The sequence below is a fragment of the Amycolatopsis balhimycina FH 1894 genome (genome assembly GCF_000384295.1).
Lineage (GTDB): Bacteria > Actinomycetota > Actinomycetes > Mycobacteriales > Pseudonocardiaceae > Amycolatopsis > Amycolatopsis balhimycina.
On record NZ_KB913037.1, the window covers coordinates 8,238,291 to 8,251,262 of the forward strand.

Annotated in this window: 12 protein-coding genes; 5 read left to right on the plus strand and 7 right to left on the minus strand. The window is 70.8% G+C overall.

The window, feature by feature from the left end:
• The first annotated feature begins 20 nt into the window (after positions 1–20).
• Together murJ and A3CE_RS0138065 are read left to right on the plus strand one after the other, a co-directional pair.
• Entirely contained in the window at positions 21–1,799 is a 1,779-nt protein-coding gene (murJ, locus tag A3CE_RS0138060) for a murein biosynthesis integral membrane protein MurJ (RefSeq protein WP_020645352.1), read from the plus strand.
• A 130-nt stretch (positions 1,800–1,929) separates the two neighbouring features.
• On the plus strand, positions 1,930–2,445 hold the full coding sequence (locus A3CE_RS0138065; protein ID WP_026469256.1) for a hypothetical protein: 516 nt from the start codon (positions 1,930–1,932) through the stop codon (positions 2,443–2,445).
• 107 nt (positions 2,446–2,552) lie between these two features.
• On the opposite strand, the gene A3CE_RS0138070 is transcribed toward A3CE_RS0138065, so the two are convergent.
• Complete coding sequence (locus A3CE_RS0138070; protein ID WP_026469257.1) at positions 2,553–3,512, minus strand: chitinase; 960 nt, start codon at positions 3,510–3,512, stop codon at positions 2,553–2,555.
• Positions 3,513–3,721: 209 nt separating this feature from the next.
• Here A3CE_RS0138070 and A3CE_RS0138075 point away from each other — a divergent pair, with 209 nt between their 5' ends.
• Positions 3,722–4,993 carry a GGDEF domain-containing protein gene (locus A3CE_RS0138075; protein WP_020645354.1) on the plus strand — a complete coding sequence of 424 codons (1,272 nt, stop codon included), beginning with the start codon at positions 3,722–3,724 and terminating at the stop codon, positions 4,991–4,993.
• Between the two features lie 115 nt (positions 4,994–5,108).
• Here the strand turns inward: A3CE_RS0138075 and A3CE_RS0138080 are convergent, their stop codons facing one another.
• Together A3CE_RS0138080 and A3CE_RS0138085 are read right to left on the minus strand one after the other, a co-directional pair.
• Positions 5,109–6,071: an isopenicillin N synthase family dioxygenase gene (locus A3CE_RS0138080; RefSeq protein WP_026469258.1), complete on the minus strand. Its 963-nt coding sequence runs from the start codon at positions 6,069–6,071 to the stop codon at positions 5,109–5,111.
• Between the two features lie 28 nt (positions 6,072–6,099).
• The gene (locus tag A3CE_RS0138085; protein WP_020645356.1) at positions 6,100–6,558 is read right to left on the minus strand and encodes a nucleoside deaminase; all 459 of its coding nucleotides are present in this window, start codon (positions 6,556–6,558) and stop codon (positions 6,100–6,102) included.
• Between the two features lie 110 nt (positions 6,559–6,668).
• Here A3CE_RS0138085 and A3CE_RS0138090 point away from each other — a divergent pair, with 110 nt between their 5' ends.
• The gene (locus tag A3CE_RS0138090) at positions 6,669–7,625 is read left to right on the plus strand and encodes a helix-turn-helix transcriptional regulator (protein ID WP_020645357.1); all 957 of its coding nucleotides are present in this window, start codon (positions 6,669–6,671) and stop codon (positions 7,623–7,625) included.
• On the opposite strand, the gene A3CE_RS0138095 is transcribed toward A3CE_RS0138090, so the two are convergent.
• The 3 genes from A3CE_RS0138095 to A3CE_RS0138105 form a co-directional block, all read right to left on the minus strand.
• Positions 7,622–8,698 (minus strand): winged helix DNA-binding domain-containing protein, encoded by a 1,077-nt coding sequence (locus A3CE_RS0138095; protein WP_020645358.1) that lies wholly within the window; start codon positions 8,696–8,698, stop codon positions 7,622–7,624. The genes A3CE_RS0138090 and A3CE_RS0138095 overlap by 4 nt on opposite strands.
• Positions 8,699–8,797: 99 nt before the next feature.
• Complete coding sequence (locus tag A3CE_RS0138100) at positions 8,798–9,427, minus strand: TetR/AcrR family transcriptional regulator (RefSeq protein ID WP_020645359.1); 630 nt, start codon at positions 9,425–9,427, stop codon at positions 8,798–8,800.
• Between the two features lie 188 nt (positions 9,428–9,615).
• Positions 9,616–10,299 (minus strand): nucleotidyl cyclase domain-containing protein, encoded by a 684-nt coding sequence (locus tag A3CE_RS0138105; RefSeq protein WP_020645360.1) that lies wholly within the window; start codon positions 10,297–10,299, stop codon positions 9,616–9,618.
• A 195-nt stretch (positions 10,300–10,494) separates the two neighbouring features.
• Here A3CE_RS0138105 and A3CE_RS0138110 point away from each other — a divergent pair, with 195 nt between their 5' ends.
• On the plus strand, positions 10,495–11,694 hold the full coding sequence (locus tag A3CE_RS0138110; RefSeq protein WP_245589650.1) for a hypothetical protein: 1,200 nt from the start codon (positions 10,495–10,497) through the stop codon (positions 11,692–11,694).
• A 529-nt stretch (positions 11,695–12,223) separates the two neighbouring features.
• Here the strand turns inward: A3CE_RS0138110 and A3CE_RS0138115 are convergent.
• Complete coding sequence (locus A3CE_RS0138115) at positions 12,224–12,949, minus strand: SDR family oxidoreductase (protein WP_026469260.1); 726 nt, start codon at positions 12,947–12,949, stop codon at positions 12,224–12,226.
• Between the last annotated feature and the right edge of the window lie 23 nt (positions 12,950–12,972).

Consider the following 12,972-nt stretch of genomic DNA (forward strand, 5'->3'; position numbering starts at 1 on the left):
GAGCTGGCAGTCTTGTCCCCATGGCGGAGCACCCACCACCGGTTGACGACGAGGCGACGGTCTTCCTCAGCGAGCTGCGCGGCCCGCATTGGCCGACTCGCGACCTCGACGTCTCCCGGCGGCCGTACGACGAGATCGCCACCCAGATCGTCGCGCGGCCGCCCGCCTCGCCGGTCAGCGCCGGCCGCGGTGAGGGCGCCGGTTCGTCGCTGGCCCGCTCCAGCGGCCGGATGGCGGTCGCCTCGGCCGTCAGCCGGGTCACCGGCTTCGTGGCGAAGCTGCTGCTGGCCGCGGTGGTCGGGACCAAGGTCGTCAACGACTCCTTCACCGTCGCGAACACGCTGCCCAACATCGTGTTCGAACTGCTCTTCGGCGGCGTCCTCGCCAGCGTGGTGGTGCCGCTGCTGGTCCGCTCCCAGGACGACCCGGACGGCGGCCGCGCCTACACGCAGCGGCTCATCACGATGGGGCTCGTGCTGCTCGTGGTCGGCACGGCCGTCGCGGTGGCGATCGCCCCGGTGTTCACCGCGCTCTACGTCGACAAATCGTCTCCGACGGCCAACCCCGGGCTGACCACGGCGCTGGCCTACCTGCTGCTGCCGCAGATCCTGTTCTACGGCCTGTTCGCGCTGCTTTCGGCCATCCTCAACGCCCAGAACGTCTTCGGCCCGCCGGCCTGGGCGCCGGTGCTCAACAACGTCGTCGTCACCGGCACGCTGGTCGTGTTCGCGGTCGTGCCGGGCGAGCTGACCCTCGACCCGGCCCGGATGAGCGACCCGAAACTGCTCGTGCTCGGCCTCGGCACCACGCTCGGCATCGTCGCGCAGGCGCTCGTGCTGATCCCGGCGTTGCTGCGCACGGGGTTCCGGTTCCGCTGGCGCTGGGGCTTCGACCCGCGGATCAAGGAGTTCGGCGGGCTCGCCGCGTGGATCCTCGGCTACGTCGTGGTCAGCCACGTCGGGTTCGTCATCACCACCCGCGTGCTGACCGGCGGCACCAGCGGCGGCGTCACGGCCTACAGCTACGCGTCCCTGCTCTTCCAGCTGCCGTACGGCATCCTCGGCGTCTCGCTGCTGACCGCGCTGATGCCGCGGATGAGCCGCGCCGCCGCGGACGGCGACACGGTGTCGCTCGTCGGCGACCTCTCGCTCGCCTCCCGCATGTCGACGGTGCTCTTCGTACCCATCTCGGCGGTGCTGGCCGTGGTCGGCACGCCGATCGGCATCGCGATCTTCACCTGGGGCCGCGGCACCCTGGACGACGCCGAGCGGCTCGGCCAGACCCTGGCCGTCTCCGCCGTCGGGCTGCTGCCCTTCGCGCTGGTCATGCTGCAGCTGCGGGTGTTCTACGCGATGAAGGACGCCCGCACGCCCACGCTGATCATGGTCGTGATGACCGCGGTGAAGATCCCGCTGCTGCTGCTCTGCCGCGGGCTGCTCGACGGCGAGCACGTCGTCTACGGCGTGATGCTCGTGAACGGCGCCGGGTTCGTGGTCGGCGCCGTGCTCGGCCAGGTCTGGCTGTGGGTGCGGCTCGGGCACCTGCGCAGCAAGCGGTCCCTGCGGGTCGGCCTGATCACCCTGTCGGTGAGCGCGCTCGGCGTGGCGGCCGCCGTGCTCGCCGGCTACGCCGTGCCCGCGTCGCTCGGCGCGATCCCCGCAGCCTGGGTGAAACTGCCGGTCCAGGGGCTGCTCGGGATGGCCGTGCCGTTCGGGTTGCTGGCGCTGCTGAAGCTCCCGGAGTTCACGCCGGTGACCCGCCGGGTGGCCGGCCTGCGAAGGCGATTCGCGGCTCGTTGACCTCTACGGCCGAGAACGCGATCCGGTTGTCTCGGAACGATAACAAGACCGCTGCGATCAGCGCGTTTACAATTCCGGCTCCGGTTCCTAATATCCACCCGAATCAGTACTGGGGTGGTGGAGGTCGTTCATGGCGCGCAAAGCGCGTAGCCGGCGGGACCGGGTCACGGTCGACGAACTGCTGCGGGAGGCGGGGGCGCGGCCGCGCAAACCCGGCTCACGCTCGGCGGAGGGGGCGGCCCGCCGGGGGCCCGAGCCGGAGCCGCGCGGGTCGGCGGTCCGGTTCGTCTTGGCGTCGGCGGTGGTCGTGGTGCTGGGCGGGCTGGTGCTCGTCCTGGCGACGCGGCCGGATCCGGTGCCCGGGCCGACGCAGTTCCCGCAGTTGCAGCCGGCCACGGCCGTCGTGTCGTCGACCGCGGTCGCCGCGCCCACGGAGACGACGACGCCGTCCCCGGTGGTGATGCACGCGCGCAAGACGCCGACCCCGACGCCCACGGTGACGGTGGAGCTGCCACCCCCGCCGAGCACGACGCCGAAGAGCACGCCGCCGCGCTACCCGTCTTATCCGCCCTATCCGGGCTATCCCGGCTACGGGTGCTATCCGTACGGCTGCCCCGGGTACGCCAACGGGCAGCCGGTGCGCTGACGTTCCCGGTCAATGGAACGGCTTCCCGGCGAGCGGACCCGCGAAGGCCCCCTCACCGGCCCCGATGCCGGTGAGAGGGCCTCCGACAGCCCCACTACGGGTCTGTGTCAGCCGGTGTAGCCGGCGACGATCTTGGTGAACGCGTACTTGGCCTGGCTGATGCCGCTGCATTCGCCGCCGCCGCTGCAGTCGCGGTTCGTGGCCCAGAAGGTGAACCGGGCCAGGTGGTGGCTCGTCGCGTAGCTGCGGATGGAGGTGAAGTTCGCGACGGTGACCGTCTCGCCCGCGTTGTCGGTCTTGCCGTTCATCGAGGAGAGGCCGCTGTGCCGGTAGGCGGTGTCGTCGCTCCAGCCGAACGTGGTCTTGAGCTGGTTCTTCAGCCCGTCGACCGCGGACTTCGTGTGCGCGGCCATGTCGCCGCCGCTGGAGAAGTCGAACGGCATGACCGACCAGACGTCGACGTTCGCGCCGATCGCCTTGGCCTGGTTGATCAGCCGCTTGCCGTAGGTGTTCGGGCCGGTGGTCTCGGTGCCGATGGTGATCACCACGCGCAGGTTCGGGTTCTTCTGCTTGGTGAGCTTGACGGCGTTGAGGATCCGGTCCTGGACTGTCGCGTTCTCGAACTCGTCGGTGTTCTCGATGTCGAGGTCGATCGCCTTGAGGCCGTAGGCGTCGATCACCTTCTGGTAGGCACCGGCCAGCGCCGAAGCCGACGTGCACTTCGAGCCCAGCTTCGTGCCGGACCAGCCGCCGAAGGAGGGGATCACGTCCCCGCCCGCGTTGCGGATGTTCTGGATCATCGTCTTGTCCGAGCCGGTCAGCGAGCGGCTGCCGTCCCACTTCGGGTTGCAGCCGCCGTCCGACAGCACGAACGCGAGCGTAAACGCTTTCACGCCGGTCGCGGACATCGCCGCGGTCGGGCTGGTCTGCCCGCCCCACTGGTACAGGTACGGGGACGCGAGCACCGGGTCCGTCGCGGCCATGGCCTGCGGAGCGAGACCGATCGCCGTCGCCATCGCGGCCGAAGCCGCGACCGCGAGGGTGAGCAGACGGCGCACAGATTTCATGGGGGGTCCTCCAAACGCGCAGGGTGGAGCACCTCCGGTTTGAGGCGGCGGGATCAACCCGGGAGGAGTGCTGTGTGCCACCACACAATGGACTAGACCAATATTGTGTGTCAACCCTTCTTCGGTCGGAAAATGACCCACGGCGGCCCGATGTGAAATTCCCCTGAAGGCGGAGTGACAGGAACCCGTATACCGGCTACTTTGCCGAAATGGTGGGGGATTCCACGGTCGCCGCCGGCGGGGAACGCCGCCCGGGCCGGTTCCTGCCCGCCGTCGTCCTGTCGCGCTGGGCGCTGTGGCGGCTGCCGCGCCGCGGCCAGGTCTGCTACCTCGTCCTGGTCGACGTCCTCGCCGTCTCCGCCGTCGTGCTCGCCGCCCTCCGGTACCCGCCGCTCACCGCGATGCTGGTGCCGTTCGCGCTGCTCCTGGGCGGGATGCTGCTGTCGGCCGAGCTCGCGCGGCCGGTGGAGCGCCACCGCGAGGACACCCTCCTCGGCCCCGGCGTCGACACCCCGTGGATCTTCGCGGGGGTGCTCGTGCTCCGGCCGGGGCTCGCCGTCACGCTGGTCGTGCTCTCCGCGCTGCACCAGTGGTTCCGGGTCCGCAGAAAACCCGTGTACCGGCAGGTGTTCGGAGCCGCGGCCACGGCGCTGGCCGGTCTCGTCGCCGGCGCCTTCCTCACCGCGACCGGCGTCCGGCCGCTCGGCGAAGTCCTCGACGCCCGCACCGTCGCCCTGCTCGCCGCCGCCGGGGTGGTGTTCCTCGCGGTGAACGCCGCGCTGGTGACCGCCGCCGACGGCCCCCGCCGTCCGCGCGAAGCCGCGGCGGGATACGCCTTCGACGCCGCCATGACCGCGCTCGGCCTGCCGCTCGCCTGGGCCGCCGGAGCCGCGCCGCTGCTCGTGCCGCTGCTGGCCGGCGCCACCGTCGTGCTGCACCGCGGCGGCCTGGGTGCCGGGCGCCGCGACCACGTCACCCTCGACCCCGGCACCGGCGTGCTGACCGCCGCGTCGTGGCGCGGCGCCGCCGAGGCCCAGCTGGACCGGCTCGGCAGGCACGGTACCGGCCCGGCCGTGCTGCTGCTCGACCTCGACCACTTCCACCAGCTCAACGACCGCTACGGCGCCCGCGTCGGCGACGCCGTCCTGCGCGCGGTCGCCGGCACCCTGCGCGACGAGGTCCGCGCCGCGGATCTCGTGGGCCGCTCCGGCGGCGAAGAGTTCGCGGTGCTGCTGCCCGGCACCGGCCCGTTCGACGCGATGGCGATCGCCGAGCGGATCCGGCTGCGGATCGCGTCGACGCTGGTGGCGTTGAAGGCCTCGGGCGACGGGCCCCAGTTCGTCGGTGTGACGGTGTCGATCGGCGTCGCGGGCTGCACTGATGGGCTGCTCGCGGACGCGCTGGTGGCCGCGGAGGCGGCGTTGCTGCGCGCGAAAGCGGCGGGGCGCAACCGGACGGTGTGCGCGGAACCGGAGTCGTGAGGGCCGCGTGCGATGTCAGCTCAAGGCCGTGAATGGCACATTGAGGGACTTCAAGTCCCTCAATGTGCCATTCACGGCCTTTCGGGGTGGGAGGGCGCGAAGTCGGTGCCGGGCGTCAGCTCATCGTGATGGCGTCGAGCTTTTCCCGCAGGTAGTCCGCCGCGATCACCTCGGGGTAGACCCGGTTGCCCAGTGGTGGCGCCAGTGACGTGATCCGCGCGTCGTGGTCCGTCTCGTAGAAGAAGATCAGGGACACCAGGTCCTCGTCCGGGGCCGTCTCGGACGGCGGGAGGACGCGGTGGCGGGTCGAGCGCCAGCGGTCGCCCGTCCAGCGGGCCATCAGGTCGCCGATGTTCACCGTGAACGCCTCCGGGTGGAACGGTGCGTCCTGCCACTCGCCCTCGGCCGTGCAGACCTGCAGGCCGCCGACGCCTGCCTGGCGGTCGAGGACCGTCACCGTGCCGAAGTCGGTGTGCGGGCCGATCCGGAACTGGTCCGGCTCCGGGGTGCCGACCCGGCTCATCGGCGGGTACCAGTTGATGTTGAACGTGTACGTCGGGTGCGCGGTGTGCCGCGTGAAGTGGCTTTCCGCGAGACCCAGCGCCGCGGCGAAGATCTCCAGCACGTGGTCCGACAGCGCCCGCATGCGGCGCATGTACTCCGTCACCGTCTCGCCCAAGCCGGGTACCTCGTCCGGCCAGACGTTGGGCTGGAACCAGAACCCGTCGATGTCGGCGACGCCGGTGTGGGTGTCCGCCCCCGCCGAGTAGGACTCCTTCAGGTCCGGCGGGGTCTCGGTGCCCTCGGCGTAGCCGTTGGCCTCCACGCCCGGCGGCAGCCAGCCGCGGCCGCCGACGGTGACGGCGTAACGCTGCTTGACGTCCTCGGGCAGCGCGAAGAACTCCCGTGCCAGCTCACGCGTCCGGCTGCGCAGGTCGTCCGGGACGCCGTGCCCGGTGACCAGCAGGAAGCCGGACTCCTGCAGCGCGACGTCGATGCGAGCCGCCACCTCGGCGCGGCCCTCGGACGTGCCCGCGAACCACGGCGAAAGGTCCACGAGCGGAACTGATGACGGCATCCCGGCTCCTCCCCGAAAAGCAGGTGTCCTATTCGGACTTCTCGACCCCGATGTCCTCGAACCACAGGTCCGGGCGCGCGGCGATGAACTCCGTCATCAGCGCGGTGCAGGCGGGATCGTCGAGCAGGGTGATCTCCACGCCGAGCCCGGCGAGCCAGTCGTGCCCGCCGTGGAACGTCTCCGCCTCGCCGATGACGACGTGCCCGATCCCGAACTGACGGACGAGCCCGGAGCAGTACCAGCATGGCGAGAGCGTGGTGACCATGATCGTATCGCGGTAGTGCGGGCGGCGGCCCGCGTTGCGGAACGCCGCGGTCTCGGCGTGCGTAGACGGGTCGCCGTCCTGCACGCGCCGGTTGTGCCCGCGGCCGAGCAGGGTACCCGCGGAGTCGAACAGCGCGGCCCCGATCGGCACGCCGCCCTCGGCCTTGCCCAGCTCGGCTTCTTCACGGGCGACGGCGAGCAGGGTGTGCGGATCGAACGGCATGCGTCACTCTTTCGCCCGGGGCGGTGCCTGGCAAGTGTTTGACACCCGCGGCATACCATCCGGCGGATCGCGGACCGGATCTGTCCGCGATGTCTGCCACACTGCGTGGCATGTACGGGACTTCGGAACGCCTGCTCAGGCTGCTCTCCCTGCTGCAGGCGCGGCGCGACTGGCCCGGCGCCGACCTCGCGTCGCGGCTCGAGGTCGACGTCCGCACGATCCGCCGGGACGTCGAGCGGCTGCGCTCCCTCGGCTACCCGGTGCACGCGACCCCGGGCGTGGCGGGCGGCTACCGGCTCGGCGCGGGCGCCGCGCTGCCGCCGCTGCTGCTCGACGACGACGAGGCCGTAGCGGTCGCGGTCGGCCTGCGCACAGCGGCGAGCGGCACGGTCAGCGGCATCGAGGAGACGTCGGTGCGCGCGCTGGCGAAGCTGGAGCAGGTGCTGCCCGCCCGGCTGCGGCCGCGGGTCGGCGCGCTGCACGCGGCGACGCTCTCACTGCCCGGCGCCGGCCCGACGGTCGACGCGGAGGTGCTCACCACGATCGCGTCGGCCTGCCGTGACCACGAGCGGCTGCGGTTCGGCTACGGCGACCGCGACGGCACGCGGACGCAGCGGTCGGTCGAGCCGTTGCGGCTGGTCCACACCGGGCGGCGCTGGTACCTGGTCGCCTTCGACCTCGATCGCGCCGACTGGCGCACCTTCCGCGTCGACCGGATCGCGGACGTGCCGGTGACGAGCTTCCGGTTCACCCCGCGCGAGCCCCCGGCCGAAGACCTCGCGGCGTACGTCTCGCGCCAGATTTCGACGGCGCCCTACCCGCACCGGTTCGTGCTGCGGGTGGCCGCCCCGGCGGAAGCGGTGGCGCGGCGCGTCCCGCCCACCGCCGGGGTGGTCGAGGCCGTCGACGAGCACAGCTGCCGGGTGCGGACCGGGGCGAACACCCTCGACACCGTGCCGTACTACCTGGCCCAGTGGGGTTTCGACTTCGTCATCGAGGAAGCGCCGCCCGGGCTGGTCGAGCGGCTGCGGGAGGTCGCCGACCGGTTCGCCCGGGCCGTCGGTTAGCCGTCGATTCGCAGCTGATCGCTTTCGCCGTCGGAGAGGAACGACGCCAGCGCCTGTCCCTCCTCGGCGACACCGGCCCGTTCGGTCCGCGACAGGCGTCGCAACGGTGTGACGGCCACGGTTCCGGCGTCCACCGTCCAGGTGGCGGAGACGCGGCCGTCCACCAGCACGACCCGTTCGCCCGCCACCGAGAGCCCGCGGTGGGTGTCGTCGATGATGCGGCTGCGGTCGTCGTAGCCGAGGATCGCGTTGTCGAACGCCGGCAGGAACCGCACCGGCACCGAGGTGTCCGGATCGGGCCGCGGCGCGTCCGGCAGATCGAGGAGCTCGCGGCCGCGCTCGTCGCGGAAGACTGCCAGCTCATCGCGCAGTGCCTTCACCGCCGCCGGCAGCCCGGTCAGCCCGCACCACGCCCGGAGGTCGGCCGAGGCCGCCGGACCGAACGCGGCCAGGTAGCGCCGCACGAGCGGCCGGTCGTCCGGGTCGAGCGGGCCGGCGTCGCGGCCCAGCCACGCGGCGAGGGGGAGGTTGCGCACCCCCGCCTTGGTGCGCCACAGCCCGCGCGGCGGGAGCTGGACCGACGGGATCAGCGCGGCGATCAGCATCTCGCCGAGCGCCCGCGGTCCCGGCTCGGGCCAGCGCCCGGCGACCGCCCGCGCGACTTCGCCCATCGAGCGCGGCTCGCCGTCGGTCAGCACCGCCCGGCCCGCCGCCGCGAGCGCGTCGAGATCCACTCCGTCGAGCTCACGGCGGTAGGTGCCGAGGACCCGCTGGCGCAGCATGGTGTCGAAGCGCGCCCGCCACGCCAGGACGTCGTCCGCGGTGAGCAGGTGGACGGTCCGGCGCATGAGGTGGGTCCGCACCACGCGCCGCCCGGTCAGCAGGTCCGACAACGCCGCCGGGTCGAACCCGCGCAACCGCGACCACAGTCCGGTGAAGGGTTCCTGCGGTTCCTGCGCCTGCAGACCGCACAGGTGGGCGACGGCGTCGTGCACGTCCAGATCGGCGCGGTCGAGCAGGAGCTGCCGGGCGAGCGTCGCGCGGTTCAGCGCCCGCGTGCTCAGGACGGTCACGCCGGCTTCCGCCGTTCGGAGTCGTTCCGCATGCGGACCAGCGTGCCAGGAGTAGCGGACAGTAAGTGTCCGCTATTGCAGGCGGTTTTGAACGACTGCTTAGTCTGTGACGGGTGTCTCAGGCGTGACGCCGAGCATGCGCAGCACCAGCCCGCCGTACTCCTTGCCCAGCGCCGTCGGCGTCTGCCGCGCGCGGTCGCTGTACCAGCGGGCGACGTCGACGCCGAGCGAGAGCACGGCCCGGGCCGAGATGTGCGGGTCGGACACCGCGAACACGCCGCTCGCTGCCCCCTCGGCGATCACTTCGCGCACGATCCGCTCGATCCGGCGTCGCAGCTGCGCGACCACCTCGAACTCCTCTTCGGGCAGCGCCTGCAGCTCGTACTGGACGACGCGCGCCACGGTGTGGCGCCGCGCGTGCCAGGCCACGAAGTCCTCGACGATCAGCCGGATCCGCTCGACGGGATCGGCTTCCTTCGCGACGACGTTCTCGACCAGCGCGAGGGTCTGCTCGTGGCCGTACCGGCTGATCGCGAACAGCAGCGCGGCTTTGGAGGGGAAGTGCACGTAGAGCGCGGCCGGGGACATCCCCGCGGCGCCGGCGATGTCCCGCGTGGTGGTGGCGTGGTAGCCGCGCTGGGCGAAAGCCTCCACCCCGGCCAGCATCAGCCGGCGCGCGGTTTCCGGCTGCACGTCCGGCCACAGTTCGGCCGACAGCGACATCGTCATCCGGTGATCCTCCCAGATCGCACCGCCCGCGGGCCGGGCCGATCGTGTCCAGTGTAAGCGCCCGCTAACCTGTCAAGCACGATCGGCGCCGTGAGCGTGACGCGGAACGGATGCCGCGGCGAGCCGAACCCGCGGGTGACGCATCGGCGAAGACGCGCCGGTCGACGGCGAGGCGGGCTGCGACTGCGCTACTTCCGGTGTCCCGCCTCGTGCACGGCGCCGAATCCGTGGCGGAGCAGGTCGCCGCTCGGGCGCGGAACGTAGAGGTATACCGAGGCGGCGTACTCCTTGATCCGGACGCGGCTCGGAACGAGGCTCGACGACGGCAGTCGGGCGTATCCGGTGGCGACGACGTCGTCGAACACCCGCTCCGAAAACGCGACGGAAAGAAAGGTCTGCTCGGGGTCCGAGCGGTCGAGAAGGGTGCGCACCGCCGGGGCGTCGAGGATCCGGTGGGTCGCGACGACGGCGCTTCCGATCGCCGCGGCCGAACCGCGTTGCGGATCCGCCGCCAGGACCGGGCCGACGTGAAGACCTGCGCGCATCCGCAACCGCGCGTGCCGGCCTGGGGTCCGCCGCCGGAGTTCCCGGTCGGCCAGGACATCTTGGAGCGTGTCGAAAAACCGCGTGACGACAGCCGGTAGGTGGCGAGGCTCGAAACCGATGCAGACGCCGTCGCCGGTGGTGTGCGGGAAGAGGGCGTTTCGCCACACGTGGGCGAGCCCGGCTCGCGTGAAGGCGACCGCGAGGACTTCGAGGATGTCGCCGGACAACAGAGCCTGGCCGAGATCGGAGTTGTTCCCGAAGCCCTGGGTGTCCACGGCCAGGACGGCGCGATAGGCGGGCAGTTCGGTGAGGATCCTGTCGTCCATTGAATTACGCCTCCTCGTTGGTGTACTAGTACACAATAGGGTGACGTGACCAGGCAACTCGTGGCCAGAGCTCGTCTTCCGCGGTCGGGAAGAGTTTCCCGTCGTCGAAGACCGGGTCCGGGAAACCGGATGTTGTTCGATCTTGTCGCGGAGTGCCGGTCATCGTCGGTGGTTGCCGAGGTGGGAGGTAGGTCTGTGAGCGTCGAAATGTGCCGGCAAGAGGTGGGCGGGCCGTCCTCCGCCGTGGTCGAAGCGGCGTTGCGCTGGCTCGCGACCCGGCGAGACGGCGGCCCGCTGAGGTTCTTGCGCTACGCGCTGGAGGATCCTTCGAGTGAGTCGGCCATCGTGCTCGGTGGTCTGCTCGAGCCGACGGCTTCCGTGCCCGCGGCGACGCCGGAAACGCGAGCGCTCGCCCTCTGGGGCCTGATCGCCGACGAAGTCCGCAAGGTCGGCTCAGCCGGTGACTCGCGGCGCCGGACGACTTTGACCGCTGCCTTCCGGCTGTCGCCGGGGCCTGGTGTCGAAGGGCCGTGGCGGGCGACGCTCGATGACCGCTTCGAGCAGCTGAAGGGCTGTGGCGCGTTTCGTCATCCGTCACCCACTACGACGACACCCATGCACAAAGCCTGGAAACGTGCTCTTGGCGAAAAACTCGTCCCATGCCTGATGCGGCGCTTCGAGTCGCTCTGTTCGCGGGGTGAGTCGTGGCGACCTTATGTCGAAATCGGCCGGGCGGTGGATGGCACTCTCTCGCACGTTCGCACTCCGGGGTTCAAGGCCCCGTCGAAAGGTGCGCAACCGGTTTTCCTGGAACGCATGCTCGTCACGGTGGAAATGCATCGGCGGGCGATCTTCTGTCGGATCACCGAGCGCAAAGTGACCGCGTGCGAGGACGGTGTGGACGGCTACGTCGTTCGCGCGCTGAACGGCTGGACCGACCGGCTCGCCACGGTTCCGGTCAAGGCGTTGTGGAACTGCCGGGTCGAGGCGCTGCCGGGGGAACATCCGGGCGATCCGGTGCTGGCGAAACTGCGGTTCGGCAAGCCGCTGGCGCGCGGGCAGCGACTGACCTTCGGTTCGGAGGCGATCGAGGAACGCGTGGACAAAGAACACCGTTGGGTCAATGTCGACGTCGATCACCACGGTATCGCTCCCGGGGCCCTCGACGTCGATGGCGACCCGGCGGTGGGACTGACCATCCGCGTCAACTTCGACGACCGGCCCGAGTCCTGCTGGTGGTACGCGGAGCAAACCGACCACGAGCGGTTGCGCCGGCCTCCGGCGGGCGACCGGCACTTGCTGGCCGTCGGGGACGGATTCGTGCAGCACACTTTCCGGGCGCTCTGCCAGCCGCGCGAGAACTACGGAATCGCCTTTCGGTGGCCGTCGGCGTGATGAATTGCGCGCGGTCATGGTGTGCTATGATTCGTCGGATGGGAGCCAAGCGAGGCGAATCAGCTGACTCCCATCCGGACTAGGCGAGTCGGTGGCCTAGTCAGTTATTGCCTGTTGAGCCGCCATCGCCATCGCCGCCGGTAGCAAATTTCGACACCAGGAATCTCCTTCGTGTTTCAAGGGGAGGACGACAGCGCAGTTCGTCCAGGTGAAAGCCTGACCTGACCACCGTGCGCTCGGAGGTCGGGTCAGGCTCGCCGGGAAATCTACAGCATCGGGTGACCGACGTAGCCGACAGGGCACAGATGTTGGTATCCGAATCAAATTCTTTTTTTGGGGCACAGAGAGCGCTGTCTCTGCGGCAGTCGACGGTGCCGACCAGAGGGTGACGTGGTATAGCGCACGGTCGGGGTGATCCGAGCGGGTCCGGTCAGTAGCGTTCTTTCAACCACCCCGAAACCGCAGGTAAGCGCCCGCTAAGCCGGCATATCCGGGGAGATTGCCCGCGCCGGGAGACCTCGCCGTCGTCTTACCAGGGCACGGTCCCGGCGGTGTCGAACAGCCCGCCGGTCGGGCCGTCGTCCGGCAGGGTGGCGAGCCGGATGGCGATCTCGGCGCCTTCCGCGGGCGTGCTGGTTCCGTGGAAGCCGTTGAGGTCGGTCGCGACGTAGCCGGGGCAGGCGGTGTTGATCTTGATGGCGGTGCCGCTCAGCTCCTTGGCGTACTGGATGGTGACCGCGTTGAGGAACGTCTTCGACGGCGAGTACGACCCGCTGACCCCGCCGAGGTCGACGTCCGGCGTGGTCTGCAAGGTCAGGGACGCGACGTGGCTGGACTGGTTGACGATGCGCGGGTGCTCGGAGCGGCGCAGCAGCGGCAGCATGGCGTTGATGACCCGGACGACGCCGATCACATTGGTCTCCACCACGGCCCGCATGCTCTCCGGCGTGACCGTCGAAGGCTCTTCGGGCCAGGCTCCGGCGATACCGGCGTTGTTGACCAGTACGTCGAGCCGTCCGGCGCGTTCCCCGATCAGGGCGGCGGCCGCCGCGACGCTCGCGTCGTCGGTCACGTCCAGCGGCACCCCGAACGCGTCGACGCCGGCCGCGCGCAGCTTGGCCACGGCCTCCTCGCGGCGCTGTTCGTCCCGGGCGCCGATTCCGACGCTCCAGCCCCGCGCGCCGAGCCCGGCCGCGATCTCGTACCCGATTCCCTTGTTCGCGCCGGTGACCAGCGCGATCGTCTGTTCGTTCATGCCGTCGATCGTGGCCGGGCACC

What these genes read in the sequence shown, in the direction of transcription:
- murJ (WP_020645352.1), top strand. Translation starts at nt 21, where the DNA reads ATGGCGGAGCACCCACCACCGGTTGACGACGAGGCGACGGTCTTCCTC.
- A3CE_RS0138065 (WP_026469256.1), top strand. Translation starts at nt 1,930, where the DNA reads ATGGCGCGCAAAGCGCGTAGCCGGCGGGACCGGGTCACGGTCGACGAA.
- A3CE_RS0138070 (WP_026469257.1), bottom strand. Translation starts at nt 3,512, where the DNA reads ATGAAATCTGTGCGCCGTCTGCTCACCCTCGCGGTCGCGGCTTCGGCC.
- A3CE_RS0138075 (WP_020645354.1), top strand. Translation starts at nt 3,722, where the DNA reads ATGGTGGGGGATTCCACGGTCGCCGCCGGCGGGGAACGCCGCCCGGGC.
- A3CE_RS0138080 (WP_026469258.1), bottom strand. Translation starts at nt 6,071, where the DNA reads ATGCCGTCATCAGTTCCGCTCGTGGACCTTTCGCCGTGGTTCGCGGGC.
- A3CE_RS0138085 (WP_020645356.1), bottom strand. Translation starts at nt 6,558, where the DNA reads ATGCCGTTCGATCCGCACACCCTGCTCGCCGTCGCCCGTGAAGAAGCC.
- A3CE_RS0138090 (WP_020645357.1), top strand. Translation starts at nt 6,669, where the DNA reads ATGTACGGGACTTCGGAACGCCTGCTCAGGCTGCTCTCCCTGCTGCAG.
- A3CE_RS0138100 (WP_020645359.1), bottom strand. Translation starts at nt 9,427, where the DNA reads ATGACGATGTCGCTGTCGGCCGAACTGTGGCCGGACGTGCAGCCGGAA.
- A3CE_RS0138105 (WP_020645360.1), bottom strand. Translation starts at nt 10,299, where the DNA reads ATGGACGACAGGATCCTCACCGAACTGCCCGCCTATCGCGCCGTCCTG.
- A3CE_RS0138115 (WP_026469260.1), bottom strand. Translation starts at nt 12,949, where the DNA reads ATGAACGAACAGACGATCGCGCTGGTCACCGGCGCGAACAAGGGAATC.